We start from the raw sequence: 14,959 nt of genomic DNA, 5'->3' as shown, positions 1-14,959 counted from the left end.
CCCTAGACAGGAGCCATGGAACCCCGGCCGGACACATGCCCGGCCGGAACGCGGGGAGTTGCCTAGACTTTGTAGTAACGCTCGGCGCGCTTCTGGGCGCGTTCGGCGGCTTCCTTGGGCGTCTTCGAGCCGCTGGCGGCCTCGGCCACCATGTTGGCGACGATGAAGTCGGCCCCGGCACCGGCGGACGCATAGCCCAGCTTGCCCTCGTAGCCGCTCGGCCGCATGTTCTTCACGCAGTCGCGGTACGGCGTGTGCTTGGGGTCCGAGGTCCAGATCGGGCAGGACTCGTACGCCGCCAGCGGCTGGCCGATGTAGCCGCCCGCGCCGATCAGCCAGGCGTCGAACTGCTCGCGTTCCATCATGAAGCGCAGGAACTCCTTGGCCGCATTCGGGAACTTGGTGTACTTCATGACCATCTGGTTGAAGAACAGGTGCGATTCCGTCGGCACGCCGGCCGGCCCGATCGGGAACGAGGCATGGTTGATGTCGGCTGCCATCTCCTTGATCTTGGGGTCCGGCGAGTTCTTGGCCGCGTAGTAGATCGAGATGCCGTTGTTGGTGACGCTGATCTGCCCGTCCAGGAAGGCCTTGTTGTTGTTCGGGTCCAGCCACGACAGCGTGCCGGGGATGAAGGTGGCGTACAGCTCCTTGGCGTACTCCAGCGCCTTCAGCGTTTCCGGGCTGTCGATCACCACCTTGTTGGTCTTGTCGACGAGCTTGCCGCCGTGCGACCAGATCAGCCAGTTGGTCCACAGGCTGTCGCCGGTGGCATTGCCCAGCGCGTAGCCGCCCGGCGTGCCCTTTTCCTTGAGGGCCTGGTGCAGCTTCAGGAAGCCCGCCGTGTCCTTGGGGAAGCTGTCGAAGCCTGCCGCCTTCACCATGCTCTCGCGGTAGACGATCATCGAACCCGAGGCGCCCAGGCCCAGGCCCAGCCAGCGCTTGCCGTCGGGCCGCAGGTACTGCTGCACGGCCGGGTACCAGCCGCCGTACTTCTTGCCCAGATACTCGGCCAGGTCGGTCACGTCGAGCAGCTTGTCCGGGTACAGGTTGGCGTCGTCGTTGGTCGACAGGATGATGTCGGGGCCGGCACCGGTGTTGGCCGCCACGGCGGCCTTGGGCCGCACGTCCTCCCAGCCCTCGTTGTCCACGCGCACCTCGACGCCGGTGGCCTCGGTAAACTTCTTGACATTGGCCATGTAGGCGTCGATGTCGCCCTGCACGAAGCGGCTCCAGCGCAGCACGCGCAGCTTGGCCCCCTTCTCGGGCGTGAATTTGAGCGTCTGCGACCGCGCGAACGGCGAGAACAGCACGCCACCGGCACCGATGGATGCCACGGCGGCCGCGCCGGCCGAGCCCTTGAGAATGCTGCGCCTGCGTCCTTGGAACTCACTCATGCCTGTCTCCTTGCGTTGGTCGGAAAAAGCTCATGCCACCAGCCGTTGGCCGGTGCCCGCGTCAAACAGATGGGCCCGCGCGAGATCGGGCTGCAGATGGATCAGCGTGCCGGGGGCGAAGTCGTGGCGCTCGCGGAACACCGCCGACAGCTCGGTGCCCTCGTGCCGGCAGGCGACGAAGGTGTCCATGCCCGTGGGCTCCAGCACCGCCACCTTGGACGGGATGCCGGTGCTGCCCAGCGTCAGGTGCTCGGGCCGGGTGCCGTAGACCACGCTCTGCCCGTTCTGGCCACCGCTGCCCAGCGGCGCCGGCAGCCGCGTGCCGTCGCGCAACTCGACCTCGGCCACGCCACCACCGGCATGGCGCAGCGTGCCGGGCAGGAAGTTCATCGCGGGCGAGCCGATGAAGCCGGCCACGAACTGGTTGGCAGGACGGTCGTACAGCTCCAGCGGGCTGCCGGTCTGCTCGATGCGGCCGTCGCGCATGACGACGATCTTGTCGCCCATGGTCATGGCCTCGATCTGGTCGTGCGTGACGTAGACCGAGGTCGTCTTGAGCCGCTGGTGCAGCTCCTTGATCTCGCTGCGCATGGCCACGCGCAGCTTGGCATCCAGGTTGGACAGCGGCTCGTCGAACAGGAACACCTGCGGGTCGCGCACGATGGCCCGGCCCATGGCCACGCGCTGGCGCTGCCCGCCCGACAGCTGGCGCGGGTAGCGGTCCAGGAGCGGCACCAGGGCCAGGATCTCGGCGGCGCGCTGCACCTTGGTGTCGATGGTGGCCTTGTCGGTCTTGGCCAGCGCCAGCGAGAAGGCCATGTTGTCGCGCACCGTCATGTGCGGGTACAGCGCGTAGTTCTGGAACACCATGGCGATGTCGCGTTCCTTGGGCGGCAGGTCGTTGACGCGCTTGTCGCCGATGCGGATCTCGCCGCCGTTGATCTGCTCCAGCCCCGCGATCATGCGCAGCAACGTGGACTTGCCGCAGCCAGACGGCCCGACCAGGACGGTGAAGGATCCGTCCTGGATGTCGATGTCCACCCCGTGCAGGATGGACACATCGCCGAAGTTCTTCTTCACACCCTGGATCGTGACGCTGGCCATGCGCTGCGCTCTGTTGTTGGTTGGGGGAACGAGCGCCCGTCGGACGCTCCGAAGCCCGCGCAGTATCGGCACGCCGCCACTGCTTGGCATCAGGGAAATCAGGTAGGCGAAAACCCGGCAATTTGTATGATGACCCGATTACAGTACAGCGCCTTTCAGAGCGTCCGAACGTGTCCAACCGTCTCGCCGTCCCCGCCCCACCCGCGGCCGAACCCTTGCGGCAGGAGGCGGATCGGCTGTCCGACCGGCTGGCCCAGCGCCTGGCCCGCCAGATCACCACCGGCGCATTGCAGCCCGGCGCCCGCCTGCCGACCGAGCAGCAGCTGGCCCAGACCCATGGCATCTCGCGCACCGTGGTGCGCGAGGCCGTGCACCAGCTCAAGTCGCTGTCGCTGGTGGTCTCGCGCCAGGGCTCGGGCGTGTACGTGGCCACGGCGCCGGCCCACCAGCCGCTGGTCTTCGATCCGCGCGTGCTGGGCTCGGTGGAGGCCGTGGTCCATGTGGTCGAGGTGCGCCGCGTGCTCGAAGGCGAGATCGCCGCGCTGGCGGCCGAGCGCGCCACGCGCAGCCAGATCGCCGGCATGCGCCGCCAGCTCAAGGCCATCGACCTCGCGGTGGCGGAAGGCCGCGACGGCGTCGCCGAGGACCTGGGCTTTCACCGGCTGATCGGCGAGGCCACCGGCAACCCACAGTTCCGGCTGCTGCTGGGCTTCCTGGAACAGTACCTGCGCGAGGGCATGCGCATCACGCGCGGCAACGAGGCGCGCCGCCTCGATTTCATGCAGGCCGTGCAGCTGGAGCACCGTGCAGTGGTCGATGCCATCGCCGCGCGCGACCCGGCCGCCGCGCGGCGCTGCGCGGTGGACCACATCCTGCACGGCGAACAGCGGCTGGTCGAAGGCGGCGTGATCGCCGGCCGGCGCAAGAAGACTTCCCAACCCCCCTCACAAGGACGACCCCCATGAAACTCCTGATCACCGGCGGCGGCGGCTTCGTCGGCGCGCGCCTGGCGCGCACGCTGCTGGCACGCGGCCAGCTCGACGGCCAACAGATCGAACGCCTGGTGCTGACCGACATCGCGCCGCCACCGGCCGACCTGCTGGCCGATGCGCGCGTGCAGGCGCGCACGGGCACGCTGCTGTCGCAGACCGAGGCGTTCCAGGGCGAGGACTTCGACGGCGTGTTCCACCTGGCCTCGGCCGTCTCGGGCGAGTGCGAGCTCGACTTCGAGCTGGGCCTGCGCTCCAACCTGGACAGCACGCGCGCGCTGCTCGACGCGCTGCGCGCCCGCACGGCCAAGACCGGCAAGGTGCCGCGTTTCGTGTTCTCCAGCTCGGTCGCCGTGTTCGGGCCCGACCCCTCCTTCGCCTGGCCCGGCACCGTGGCCGACGACACGCTGCCCGCGCCGCAGACTTCCTACGGCACGCACAAGCTGATGTGCGAGTACCTGATCGCCGACTACACGCGCAAGGGCTACCTGGACGGCCGCAGCGCGCGCCTGATGACGGTGACGGTGCGGCCCGGCAAGCCCAACGGCGCGGCCTCGTCGTTCTTCAGCGGCATCATCCGCGAGCCGCTGGCCGGCGTTGAATCGGTCTGCCCGGTGGACCCCGAGGTCTCGCACCCGATGTCCTCGCCCTCGCAGACCGTGAACGGGCTGATCACGGTCTACGAGGCCACGCGCGCGCAGATGGGCGGCCGCCTGGCGCTGAACCTGCCGGGCCTGAACGTGCGCGTGGCCGACATGCTGGCCGCGCTCGAGGAGGTGGCCGGCCCCAAGGTACGCGCGCTGGTGCGCTTCGAGCGCGACGAGCGCATCGCCGGCATCGTGGCCAACTGGCCCAGCGGCGGCACCGCCAAGCGCGCCGAGAAGCTGGGCCTGAAACCTTACACCCAGTTCGCCGAGATCATCCGCGAGTACATCGCCGACTGCCAGGCCGGCCCCAACGCGGCAGAGACCCTCAAGGGAATGCAATGAGCAAGAAGGAATCCACGATGAAGAAGAACAAGGCCGCCAGGAAGGCCGCCGGCAAAGCGTCGCAGCGGCTGCGCTCGCAGGCATGGTTCGACAACCCGTCCAACGCCGACATGACGGCGCTCTACATCGAGCGCACCATGAACTTCGGCCTGTCGTTCGAGGAGCTGCAGTCGGGCCGGCCGATCATCGGCATCGCCCAGACCGGCTCGGACATCGCGCCCTGCAACCGCCACCACATCGTGCTGGCCGAGCGCGTCAAGGAAGGCATCCGCGACGCGGGCGGCATCGCCTTCGAGTTTCCGATCCACCCGATCCAGGAGACCTGCAAGCGCCCCACCGCCTCGCTGGACCGCAACCTGCAGTACCTGTCGCTGGTCGAGATCCTGTACGGCTACCCGATCGACGGCTGCGTGCTGACCACGGGCTGCGACAAGACCACGCCGGCCCAGCTCATGGCCGCGGCCACGGTGGACATCCCGGCCATCGCGCTCAACAGCGGCCCGATGCTGAACGGCTGGTTCCAGGGCGAGCGCACGGGCTCGGGCACCATCGTCTGGAAGGCGCGCGAACTCATGGCCGCGGGCGAGATCGGCTATCCGGAGTTCTTGAAGCTCGTGGCCTCCTCGGCGCCGTCCACGGGCCACTGCAACACCATGGGCACGGCCTCGACGATGAACGCGCTGGCCGAGGCCCTGGGCATGACGCTGCCGGGCGCCGCCGCGATTCCGGCGCCCTACCGCGACCGCCAGGAAATGGCCTACCTCACGGGCAAGCGCATCGTCGAGATGGTGCGCGAGGACCTGAAGCCCTCGGACATCATGACGCGCGCGGCCTTCGAGAACGCCATCGTCATCAACTCGGCCATCGGCGGCTCGACCAATGCGCCGGTGCATCTGAACGCGATCGCCAAGCACATCGGCGTGCCGCTGTCCAACGACGACTGGGAGAAGCACGGCTACAAGGTGCCGCTGATCGTGAACCTGCAACCGGCGGGCAAGTACCTGGCCGAGGACTACTACCGCGCGGGCGGCCTGCCGGCCGTGGTGGCCGAGCTCATCGCCAAGGACAAGATCCAGCCCGCGATCACAGCCAACGGCAAGACGCTGATCGACAACTGCACGGGCAAGTTCAGCAGCGACCGCGACGTGATCCTGCCCTTCGCCAAGCCGCTCAAGAAGGACGCGGGCTTCCTGAACTTCAAGGGCAACCTGTTCGACTCGGCCATCATGAAGACCAGCGTGATCACGCCCGAGTTCCGCCAGCGTTACCTGGAGAACCCGGCCGACCCGATGGCCTTCGAAGGTCCGGCCGTGGTGTTCGACGGGCCGGAGGACTACCACGCGCGCATCGACGATCCCAAGCTCAAGATCACGGGCGAGAGCGTGCTGTTCATGCGCGGCGTGGGCCCGGTGGGCTATCCGGGCGCCGCCGAGGTCGTCAACATGCGTGCGCCGAGCTATTTGCTCAAGAAGGGCGTCACGGCCCTGCCCTGCATCGGGGACGGCCGGCAGTCGGGCACCTCGGGCTCGCCGTCGATCCTGAACGCCTCCCCCGAGGCCGCGACGGGTGGCAACCTGGCGCTGCTGCGCACCGGCGACCGCGTGCGCATCGACCTCAAGAAGCGGCGTGCCGACATGCTGGTCTCCGACGAGGAACTGGCCAAGCGGCGTGCGGCGCTGGAGGCCCAGGGCGGCTACCGGTTCCCGCCGAGCCAGACCCCGTGGCAGGAGATCCAGCGCGCCGTGGTCGGCGAGCTGGCGGACGGCATGGTGCTCAAGCCGGCCGTGAAGTACCAGAAGATCCACGCCACCTTCGGCGTGCCGCGCGACAACCACTGAGAAGCGCCCCGGCGCACGGGGTGACCCCGGTCACCCTGTCCGCCGCGCACCGGTGCGCAGCGCCTGCTTCATGGCAATCTCCGTTCTGCGCCAATCCGTTCCCGCATCGGGAACGCCGCAGGAGAAATGACCATGAAGCCACCAATTACCGCCGCGATGCTGTGCGGCATTGCACTGGCCGGCAGCGCCCATGCCACGCTGGTGCGCACGGCCGATGCCGAGATCCGAGGCACCTTCCAGTACGACTTCGACGCGGGTGTCGAGGTGATGTTCAACGACGCCGACGTGTTCTGGAACCAACTGAGCAACACGGCCCGTTCGCTCAACACCGGCTACCCGAGCAGCAGCGCCCGGTTGTACGCGTTCGGCAGCGTCGACTTCAACGCCATCACCGAGAGCCAGCTCATGGCGCTGGTGTACACGGCCGATCCCATCGAAGGCCCGCCCGCCGCCGGCAGCCTGCTGCAGGTCGACGACGTGTTCGCCGTGCAGACCACGCAGGGCAACTACGTCAAAGCCATCGTGACCGGCTACGACAACGGTGTCGCAGACCGTGCGTACTACGACCTGCACATCCGCTACGCGCTCTACGATGGCCATCCGGTGACGGGCACCGTGCCCGAGCCGGCCAGCGCCGTCCTGCTCGGCCTGGGGCTGGCCGGCCTGGCCTGGCAGACGCGCCGGCGCCGCGAGCACGCAACGCGCTGACGCGCGCGTGCGTCGGCACGCCGCCACCGAACACCGCCCGGCCGGCGGCGACGACAGCCCGCCGCTTCCATGCCCCCAAGCGCAAGGGCATGCGCATCCCACGCCGACCTGGCCGAGATGGGCGCCGCGGCCCCGCCGCTGTGCTGCCGACTGCCATCTGGCCGCCATCCGCCTGCCACGGAACTGTCACACCGCGCTTCTACGATCTGGCCGCGCACACGCCGTGCTGCATCCACGACCACTACAACAGGCTCCTTGCGGGCCACCAGATCGATGTCCATGCCCTCCACGACCCCCGTCACGTCACGCCGCCGCATGCTCCAACTGCTGGCCGGCGCCCCCATGCTGCCGCTGGGTACCGGCGGCCTGCTCGCCTCCACGCTGGCCGCCTGCGGCGGTGGTGACGACGACGAGCTGCGCTTTTCTTCCGCCATGTTCACGGGCATGGCAGCGCCCGCGGCCAGCAACCCGGCCGCGCTGGCCACCACCACGGTGGGCTCCAGCCTCAAGGTGAACTACGGCAACGGCACCAGCACCACCTACCAATTGGCCTACCAGCCCTTCTTCCTGACGGGTCAGCAGGTCACTGGCACCAGCGGCGCCAAGGTCGTCGCCGGTGGCTATTACGACATCAACAACCAGCCCATCATCGACAAGAGCGTTCCGGGCCAGGAACGCCAGTTCTTCTCCGACTGCCCGGACGGCACCTCGCTGCTGACGGTGGCGGGCGCGCCGGCCAACACGGTGTTCGCCGTGGTCCAGTTCGAGTACACGACGGCCGACCTGTCCGGTGCCAGCGCCTACGGCACGCTGCCCTCGCCCATCGCCGTGCTGACGCTCAAGCAGGACCCCGCCAACGGCCACCTGAGCCTGGACAAGTACCACAACGTCGACACGTCGTCCGTGCACGGCCTGTGGATCACCTGCGGCGCCAGCCTGTCGCCCTGGGGCACGCACCTGTCCAGCGAAGAGTACGAGCCCGATGCCTTCAACCAGGGCCTGGCCGGCCAGAGCCTGGCCACGCTCAAGGCCTACAGCAAGAACGTCTACGGCAACGAGACCAGCGCGAAGGCCTACAACTACGGCCACCTGCCCGAGGTCACGGTCAAGGCCGACGGCACGGCCACGATCAAGAAGCACTTCTGCCTGGGCCGCATCTCGCACGAGCTGATCCATGTGCTGCCCGACGAACGCACCGCGCTGATGGGCGACGACGCCACCAACGGCGGCTTCTTCATGTTCGTGGCCGACACCGCCCGCGACCTGTCCGCCGGCACGCTGTACGTGGCCAAGTACCTGGACAAGCTGACCGACACCTCGACCGCCAGGATCCAGTGGATCAAGCTGGGCCACGCCACGAGCAAGGAGATCGAGGATCTCGTGAACGTGACGAACATCCAGCCCACCGACATCATGGACTCGACGACGACCGATCCGGGCGACGCGAGCTACACCAAGATCGTGCTGAACAAGAAGACCGCCTGGGTGCGCCTGAAGGCCGTCCAGGAGAAGGCCGCCGCGTTCCTCGAGACGCACCGCTATGCAGCTCTGATGGGCGGCAGCATGGCCTTCACCAAGATGGAAGGCACGACGGCCAACGCCAAGGACAAGGTCGCCTACTCGGCCCTGGCCAACATCCAGGACTCCATGGTCGTGGGTGGCTCGGGCTACGTGGAAGCCAACAACGTGGCCTTCCCGAAGATCGTGGCCGGTGGCGTGCTGGCGCACGACATGGCCGCGGGCCAGAAGGACAAGGGCGGCAACGCGATCAACAGCGAGTGGGTGCCGACGCAATCGCGCCTGCTGCTGCGCGGCGAGGACATCGCGGCCGACAGCCTGGGCAACACCGCCAACCCGGCCAAGGTCGCCAGCCCGGACAACCTCAAGTTCTCCGAAAAGCTGCGCACCCTGTTCATCGGCGAGGACAGCGGCAACCACCTGAACAACTTCCTGTGGGCCTACAACGTGGACACCAAGGCGCTGGAGCGGCTGCTGTCCTGCCCGGCCGGCGCCGAGTCGACCGGCCTGCACGCGGTGGACGAGATCAACGGCTGGACCTACATCATGAGCAACTTCCAGCACGCCGGTGACGAGTGGAACCGCTTCCCGGCACTGAACGCCACGCTGAAGAACCAGATCGACGCGCTCATCAACACCAACTACGACAACAAGCACAGCGCCGCCGTCGGCTACCTGACGGCCACGCCGCTGCAGCCCAAGCTGGGCGACTGAACCCGAACGCCTTCGGGCGCATACGCCAAAAGCCTGTCCCGGCATCCGCCGGGGCAGGCTTTTTTGTCTCGGGATGGCAATCCGGTCTCGACCGCGACCGCCCTGGCCGGCCGGCCGCTCGCGAAACTGCTCCGACGTCGAGGCTGCGCGCCACGTAAACTGCCGCGCCATCCGGCTGGCGACGTCGCCGGCCTTTCCCTTCGACGAGGAATCGACTCATGCGCAAGCTCCCCCCCGTGGCCCTGGCCGCCGGCGCCCTGCTGCTGGCCCTGGCCTCCACCACCGCCCAGGCCGGCAAGACGCTGGACGCCGTCAAGGCGCGCGGCACCGTCAAGTGCGGCGTGACGAATGGCGTCGCCGGCTTCTCGGCCCCCGACACCCAGGGCAACTGGTCGGGCCTGGATGTGGACACCTGCCGCGCCATCGCCGCTGCCGTGCTGGGCGATGCGAAGAAGGCCGAGTTCGTGCCGCTGAACTCGCAGCAGCGCTTCGCCGCGCTGCAGGCCGGCGAGGTCGACATCCTCACGCGCAACACCACCTGGAACCTCACGCGCGACGCATCCCTGGGCCTCAATTTCACGACCATCAACTACTACGATGGCCAGGGCTTCCTCGTGCCCAAGAAGATCAAGGTCACGAGCGCCAAGCAGCTCAAGGGCGCAACCATCTGCACCCAGGCCGGCACCACCAACGAGAAAAACGTGGCCGAGTGGTCCAAGGCCCAGGGCATCCCGGTCAAGACCGTCGTTTTCGAGAGCTTCGAGGCCTCGTTCAAGGCCTTCTTCTCGGGCCGCTGCCAGGCCTTCACGACCGACACCTCGGCGCTGGCGGGCCTGCGCAACAAGGAAGCGCCGAACCCCGACGACTACCTCATCCTGCCCGACCTGATCTCCAAGGAGCCGCTGGCCCCGGCCGTCAAGCGCGGCGACGACGAATGGTTCGCCATCGTCAAGTGGGTGCCCAATGCGCTGATCGAAGCCGAGGAACTCGGCATCACGCAGGCCAACATCGACCAGCTGCGCAGCAACAGCAAGGACCCCGCGCAGCAGCGGCTGGTCGGCACGGGGGACGATCTGGGCAAGCTGCTCGGCCTGGACAAGGACTGGTCCTACCACGCCATCAAGGCCGTGGGCAACCACGGCGAGATGTTCGAGCGCAACGTCGGTCCCAAGTCGGCCCTGCAGCTGCCGCGCGGCTTCAACAACCTGTGGAACAGGGGCGGCCTGCTGTACGCCATGCCGGTGAGATGAACCTACCCCGTTTGAATGGCTCACTGCGTGTAGCCTTTCCATCCCCCTCCAGGGGCCGAGGGCTGCGGCTCCAAGCCTGCCTGCGCAGGCTTGGACAGCCCGAGGAAGCAGTGCCTCTGGCACTGCTGCGGCCTGCAAGGCACGCCAGCGGCCGGGCAGAGCCCGGGCCAAAGCGTCTGCTGGCATGGCCTGCTCCGCGGCCTCTTGCAGCGCTGCCACTGGGCCGCTGCTGGCGGCCATTTCTGTCGCGTCGCACGACGAACGGTTGATGCAGGCCGCGCGGGTCAACGTGCCCGCAGCGCTGTGGGCGCTGCTGGCGTTCACGGTGGCGGCCATCGCCCTGTGGCTGCTGCGTGCCGTGCCCGGCGTGAGCAGCCTGTGGGCCTGGCTGGCCGCCCAGTTCGGCTTCCTGCAGCAGCCGGCCGGCTTCGGCATTGCCGAGGGCTGGCTGGCCTTCGACTCGGGCGACAGCTATGCGCGTGCCTTCATGGCCGGCCTCGTCAACACCGTGCGCGCGGCCGTGCCGGCTGCGCTGCTGGCCGTGGTGCTGGGCACCCTGCTCGGCGTCGGCCGGCTCACCTCGCACCTGCTCGTGCGAGCGCTCTGCACGGCCTATGTGGAAACGCTGCGCAACGTGCCGCTGCTGGTGCAACTGCTGATGCTGTACTTCGCGCTCACGCACCTGCTGCCCGATTCCACCGAGCCCGTGCAGTTGCTGCCAGGCTGGTGGCTCAGCAAGGGCGGGCTGTCGCTGCCCTGGCCGGTGCGCGAGGACGGCGCCTTTTGGCCCAGCCGGCTGGACTGGCCCGAGCCCACGGCCTTCAACGTGATCGGCGGCGCCGCGCTGAGCCCGGAGTACCTCACCATCGTGCTGGGCCTGGCGCTCTACACGGCGGCCTTCGTGGCCGAGATCGTGCGCGCCGGCATCGGCTCGGTGGCGGCCGGCCAGAAGCTCGCGGCCCAGGCCCTGGGCATGCAGCCGGGCCAGCAGCTGCGCCTGGTGGTGCTGCCGCAGGCGCTGCGCGTGATCGTGCCGGCGCTGACCAACCAGCTGCTGAGCCTGGTCAAGAACTCCTCGCTGGCCGTGGCCGTGGGCTATCCCGAGCTGGTGTCGGTGGCCAACACCTCGCTGAACTCCACGGGCCGGGCCTTCGAGTGCATCGCCATCGTGATGGCGGTCTACCTCGTGCTCTCGCTGCTGATCTCGGCCGCGATGAACGTCTACAACGCGCGCGTCGCGCTGCGGGGCTGGCGGTGAGCGGGACAGGCACCATGAACGGCTGGAAGGCCGAACTGTTCGGCTCGCCGGCGCGCGCGCTGGTCACGGCCGTGCTGCTCGCGCTGCTGGCCTGGGCTGGCTGGCACGCGCTGAACTGGGCGCTGCTGCAGGCCATCTTCCGGCCCGATGCCGCGGCCTGCCGCGCACTTGAGCATGGCGCCTGCTGGGGCGTGGTGGCCGAGAAGTGGCGGCCGCTGCTGTTCGGTCGCTACCCGTTCGAGGAACAATGGCGCCCGGCCCTGGCCACGGCGCTGCTCTCCATCACCACGCTGCTGTCGGCCTGGCCGCGCAGCTGGCGCTGGTGGCTGGCGCCGCTGTGGCTGGTCGTGCTGGCGCTGACCGTGCTGCTGATGGGCGGCGGCGCGCTGGGCCTGGCCCACGTGCCGACCAACCGCTGGGGCGGGCTGCCGCTGACCATCGGGCTGGCCGTGGTGGGCCTGGCGCTGGCCTTTCCGCTCGCGCTGGCGCTGGCGCTGGCGCGGCGCGCGTCCTGGTGGCCGGCGCGGCTGCTCTCGGCCGGCACCATCGAGCTCGTGCGCGGCGTGCCGCTGATCTCGGTGCTGTTCATGGCCTCCTACCTGCTGCCGCTGCTGTGGCCGGCCGGCTGGCGGCCCGACGTGCTGCTGCGTGTGCTGGCCGGGCTGGCGCTGTTCGTGGCGGCCTACCTGGCCGAGATCATCCGCGGCGGCCTGCAGGCCGTGCCCCGCGGCCAGGTCGACGCGGCCATGGCCATGGGGTTCTCGCGCTGGCAGGTGCAGCGCCACATCGTGCTGCCGCAGGCGCTGCGCATGGTGGTGCCGGCGCTGACCAACAACGCCGTGGGCACGCTCAAGGACACCTCGCTCGTGACCATCGTCGGCCTGTTCGAGCTGACCGGGGCGCTCAGCCTGGCGCTGGGCGGCGATCCGACCTGGCGGCCGTTCTACCTGGAGGGCTACCTGTTCGTCGCACTCGTGTACTGGTGCCTGTGCTTCGGGCTGTCGCGCTACAGCGCCTGGCTGGAGCGGCGGCTGGCCGCGGATTCGCCCAACAGCTTGTAGAGGTAGGAGCGTGAGATGCCGAGCCGCTCGGCCGCGCGCTTCTTGTTGCCGCCACAGTCGGCCAGCGTCTGCAGCGCAGCCGAACGCTCGTGGTCCTCGAGCCGCGCGGGCGCCTCGCGCAGCGGCGCAGCCTCGGCCTGCAGCAACGTGCCGCGGCCGAAGGCCTCCAGCGTGAGCCGCTCGGGCGGCGAGAACACCAGCGCCTCCTCGATGCGGTGGCGCAGCTGGCGCAGGTTGCCGGGCCAGGGCTGGTCCGCCAGATAACGCGCGACCCCCGCGTCGATCTGCGGCGCGGTGCGGCCGTTGCGCAGGCAGAACGCCGCGACGAAATGCGCCAGCAGCGCCGGGATGTCCTCCAACCGCTGGCGCAGCGGTGGCACCTGCAGCGTCACGCCGCTGATGCGGTAGAACAGGTCGTGGCGGAAGGCGCCGCTGGCGATCAGCGCACCGATGTCGCGGTGCGTGGCCGACACCAGCCGAAAACTCAGGCGCTTGGCCGCATGGCTGCCCAGCCGCTCGGCCACGCGTTCTTCCAGCACACGCAGCAGCTTGATCTGCACGTCCAGCGGGATGTCGCCGACCTCGTCGAGGAACAGCGTGCCCTCGTTGGCCATCTCGAACTTGCCCGCGCGGCCCTGCCTGGCGCTGCCCGTGAAGGCGCCGGCCGCATGGCCGAAGAGTTCGGACTCCACCAGGCTGCCGGGCACGGCCGCGAGGTTCAGGCTGACCAGCGCCTGCCCGGGCCGGCCCAGCGCATGGATGGCGCGCACCACGAGTTCCTTGCCGGTGCCGCTCTCGCCCTGCACGAGCACGGGCACGTCGAGCCGGGCCACGGCCTGCACCTCCTGGCGCAGCCGCTGCATGGCCTGGCTGTCGCCCACGAGCTCGGCCATGGCACCGCGCGTCTCGCGCAGGCCATCGAGTTCGCGGCGGTAGAACTCCAGCTGCGTGCGCAGCTGCTGCATCTCGGCCGCCATCTGGGCCACGGCCTCGGTGTCGCGGAACATGACCTGGCCCACGGCGCCGATGACCTGGCCATCGCGCCGCACCGGCCGCCGGTTCACCACGCGCGTGACGGCATCGCCGAAGGACAGCGGCTGGCCGATCTCGGCCTTGCCCGACGCGACCACGGCGCGCAGGCGCGAGTTGCGGATCACCTGCTCCACCGGCTTGCCCGCGCCGCCGCCGGGCGGCAGGCCCAGGAACTTCTCGTGCACGGGGCTCACGTAGCGCATGGTGCCGGTGTGGTCGGCCACGGTGATGCCCTGGTAGGGGTCGGACAGGATCTGCTCGAAGATGTCGAAGGCGAAAGGCACGGCGGCGACGAAGTCCAGCAGCGTGCTGCCGCTGTCCGCCGGACGCAGCAGCACGATCTCCAGGCCGTCCGCGCGCAGCGCGGTGGCAATGCCCGGGCCCATGGGCAAAGGCAGTTCGAACAGCGTTCGGTCGCCCGCGCGGGCGAGTGCCACCGCCAGCGCTTGCTGCACGGCCGCACCGGCCGCCAGGCCCAGCGCCGCAACCACGGCACCCTGGCGCCGCACGAACACGCCCAGGGGCGCGCTGGAAATCTGTTCTTCAGGCATACACGGCAGACACAGCAAGGACAGAGAACTGTAGCCAGCAACGACACTTTCGCGAGCAACACGGGCGACAGTGCGGCCTGGACACCCTGGCACGGTCGCTGCAATGCTGGATGCATGACAAGCACTCCGCCATCTCCGCCCTCGTCGTCCGACGCGATCAGCTACTTCGGCATTGAAGTGCCGTTCATGCAGCACATCGGCCTGCGCCCGCTGCTGCTGGACCAGGACAGCTGCCACACCTTGCTGGCCATGCGGCCCGACCTCGTCAACAGCCGTGGCGACATCCATGGCGGCACACTCATGAGCGCGTTCGACTTCACGCTGAGCGGGGCCGCGCGCGCCCACGACCCCGAGCGCCTGGGCGTGATCACGGTGGACATGACCACCCACTTCTACGAACCGGCGCGCACCGACCTCACCGTGATCGGTCGCTGCACGCGGCGCGGCAGGTCGCTGGCCTTCTGCGAGGGCGAGATCGTCGACACGGCCGGCACCGTGGTGGCGGTCGCGCGCGCCGTCTTCAAGCTGGTCGTGCGCCAGCCCGCCTGAC

At 69.1% G+C, this 14,959-nt stretch carries 12 protein-coding genes; 9 read left to right on the top strand and 3 right to left on the bottom strand.

The window, feature by feature from the left end; translation table 11 throughout:
• Positions 1-62 precede the first annotated feature (62 nt).
• Positions 63-1,397 carry an ABC transporter substrate-binding protein gene (locus tag ASF45_RS26175; protein ID WP_056670419.1) on the bottom strand — a complete coding sequence of 445 codons (1,335 nt, stop codon included), beginning with the start codon at positions 1,395-1,397 and terminating at the stop codon, positions 63-65.
• 30 nt (positions 1,398-1,427) lie between these two features.
• Positions 1,428-2,501 (bottom strand): ABC transporter ATP-binding protein, encoded by a 1,074-nt coding sequence (locus ASF45_RS26170; RefSeq protein ID WP_056670416.1) that lies wholly within the window; start codon positions 2,499-2,501, stop codon positions 1,428-1,430.
• A gap of 170 nt (positions 2,502-2,671) precedes the next feature.
• On the opposite strand from ASF45_RS26170, the gene ASF45_RS26165 reads away from it, so the two are divergent.
• The 8 genes from ASF45_RS26165 to ASF45_RS26130 all read left to right on the top strand — a co-directional run bounded on the left by ASF45_RS26165 (position 2,672) and on the right by ASF45_RS26130 (position 12,826).
• Positions 2,672-3,466 (top strand): FadR/GntR family transcriptional regulator, encoded by a 795-nt coding sequence (locus ASF45_RS26165; RefSeq protein WP_235581042.1) that lies wholly within the window; start codon positions 2,672-2,674, stop codon positions 3,464-3,466.
• Positions 3,463-4,479 carry a D-erythronate dehydrogenase gene (gene denD, locus ASF45_RS26160; RefSeq protein WP_056670410.1) on the top strand — a complete coding sequence of 339 codons (1,017 nt, stop codon included), beginning with the start codon at positions 3,463-3,465 and terminating at the stop codon, positions 4,477-4,479. Before ASF45_RS26165 ends, denD begins: the two co-directional genes overlap by 4 nt.
• A gap of 17 nt (positions 4,480-4,496) precedes the next feature.
• The gene (locus tag ASF45_RS26155) at positions 4,497-6,317 is read left to right on the top strand and encodes an IlvD/Edd family dehydratase (RefSeq protein ID WP_235581041.1); all 1,821 of its coding nucleotides are present in this window, start codon (positions 4,497-4,499) and stop codon (positions 6,315-6,317) included.
• Positions 6,318-6,449: 132 nt separating this feature from the next.
• Complete coding sequence (locus tag ASF45_RS26150; RefSeq protein ID WP_162244061.1) at positions 6,450-7,025, top strand: PEP-CTERM sorting domain-containing protein; 576 nt, start codon at positions 6,450-6,452, stop codon at positions 7,023-7,025.
• A gap of 279 nt (positions 7,026-7,304) precedes the next feature.
• A complete protein-coding gene (locus ASF45_RS26145) occupies positions 7,305-9,257 on the top strand; it encodes a PhoX family phosphatase (protein WP_056670926.1) in 1,953 nt (650 codons plus the stop codon).
• A gap of 218 nt (positions 9,258-9,475) precedes the next feature.
• Positions 9,476-10,507 carry an amino acid ABC transporter substrate-binding protein gene (locus ASF45_RS26140; protein WP_056670402.1) on the top strand — a complete coding sequence of 344 codons (1,032 nt, stop codon included), beginning with the start codon at positions 9,476-9,478 and terminating at the stop codon, positions 10,505-10,507.
• A 268-nt stretch (positions 10,508-10,775) separates the two neighbouring features.
• A complete protein-coding gene (locus tag ASF45_RS26135; RefSeq protein WP_056670399.1) occupies positions 10,776-11,765 on the top strand; it encodes an ABC transporter permease subunit in 990 nt (329 codons plus the stop codon).
• 14 nt (positions 11,766-11,779) lie between these two features.
• The gene (locus tag ASF45_RS26130; RefSeq protein WP_056670397.1) at positions 11,780-12,826 is read left to right on the top strand and encodes an amino acid ABC transporter permease; all 1,047 of its coding nucleotides are present in this window, start codon (positions 11,780-11,782) and stop codon (positions 12,824-12,826) included.
• On the opposite strand, the gene ASF45_RS26125 is transcribed toward ASF45_RS26130, so the two are convergent.
• Positions 12,772-14,409 carry a sigma-54-dependent Fis family transcriptional regulator gene (locus tag ASF45_RS26125; RefSeq protein ID WP_056670394.1) on the bottom strand — a complete coding sequence of 546 codons (1,638 nt, stop codon included), beginning with the start codon at positions 14,407-14,409 and terminating at the stop codon, positions 12,772-12,774. The two genes, ASF45_RS26130 and ASF45_RS26125, sit on opposite strands and share 55 nt — an antisense overlap.
• Positions 14,410-14,523: 114 nt before the next feature.
• Here ASF45_RS26125 and ASF45_RS26120 point away from each other — a divergent pair, with 114 nt between their 5' ends.
• Positions 14,524-14,958: a PaaI family thioesterase gene (locus ASF45_RS26120; RefSeq protein WP_056670390.1), complete on the top strand. Its 435-nt coding sequence runs from the start codon at positions 14,524-14,526 to the stop codon at positions 14,956-14,958.
• Position 14,959 lies beyond the last annotated feature (1 nt).

This window comes from Pseudorhodoferax sp. Leaf265 (assembly GCF_001422365.1).
Classification (GTDB): domain Bacteria; phylum Pseudomonadota; class Gammaproteobacteria; order Burkholderiales; family Burkholderiaceae_C; genus Pseudorhodoferax.
This window is presented reverse-complemented; position numbering and strand designations above follow the sequence as displayed.

Excerpts from the sequence above, each read along its gene's own strand:
- denD (WP_056670410.1), top strand. The coding sequence starts at position 3,463 with ATGAAACTCCTGATCACCGGCGGCGGCGGCTTCGTCGGCGCGCGCCTG.
- ASF45_RS26125 (WP_056670394.1), bottom strand. The coding sequence starts at position 14,409 with ATGCCTGAAGAACAGATTTCCAGCGCGCCCCTGGGCGTGTTCGTGCGG.
- ASF45_RS26155 (WP_235581041.1), top strand. The coding sequence starts at position 4,497 with ATGAAGAAGAACAAGGCCGCCAGGAAGGCCGCCGGCAAAGCGTCGCAG.
- ASF45_RS26145 (WP_056670926.1), top strand. The coding sequence starts at position 7,305 with ATGCCCTCCACGACCCCCGTCACGTCACGCCGCCGCATGCTCCAACTG.
- ASF45_RS26175 (WP_056670419.1), bottom strand. The coding sequence starts at position 1,397 with ATGAGTGAGTTCCAAGGACGCAGGCGCAGCATTCTCAAGGGCTCGGCC.
- ASF45_RS26170 (WP_056670416.1), bottom strand. The coding sequence starts at position 2,501 with ATGGCCAGCGTCACGATCCAGGGTGTGAAGAAGAACTTCGGCGATGTG.
- ASF45_RS26120 (WP_056670390.1), top strand. The coding sequence starts at position 14,524 with ATGACAAGCACTCCGCCATCTCCGCCCTCGTCGTCCGACGCGATCAGC.
- ASF45_RS26140 (WP_056670402.1), top strand. The coding sequence starts at position 9,476 with ATGCGCAAGCTCCCCCCCGTGGCCCTGGCCGCCGGCGCCCTGCTGCTG.
- ASF45_RS26130 (WP_056670397.1), top strand. The coding sequence starts at position 11,780 with ATGAACGGCTGGAAGGCCGAACTGTTCGGCTCGCCGGCGCGCGCGCTG.
- ASF45_RS26150 (WP_162244061.1), top strand. The coding sequence starts at position 6,450 with ATGAAGCCACCAATTACCGCCGCGATGCTGTGCGGCATTGCACTGGCC.
- ASF45_RS26135 (WP_056670399.1), top strand. The coding sequence starts at position 10,776 with ATGCAGGCCGCGCGGGTCAACGTGCCCGCAGCGCTGTGGGCGCTGCTG.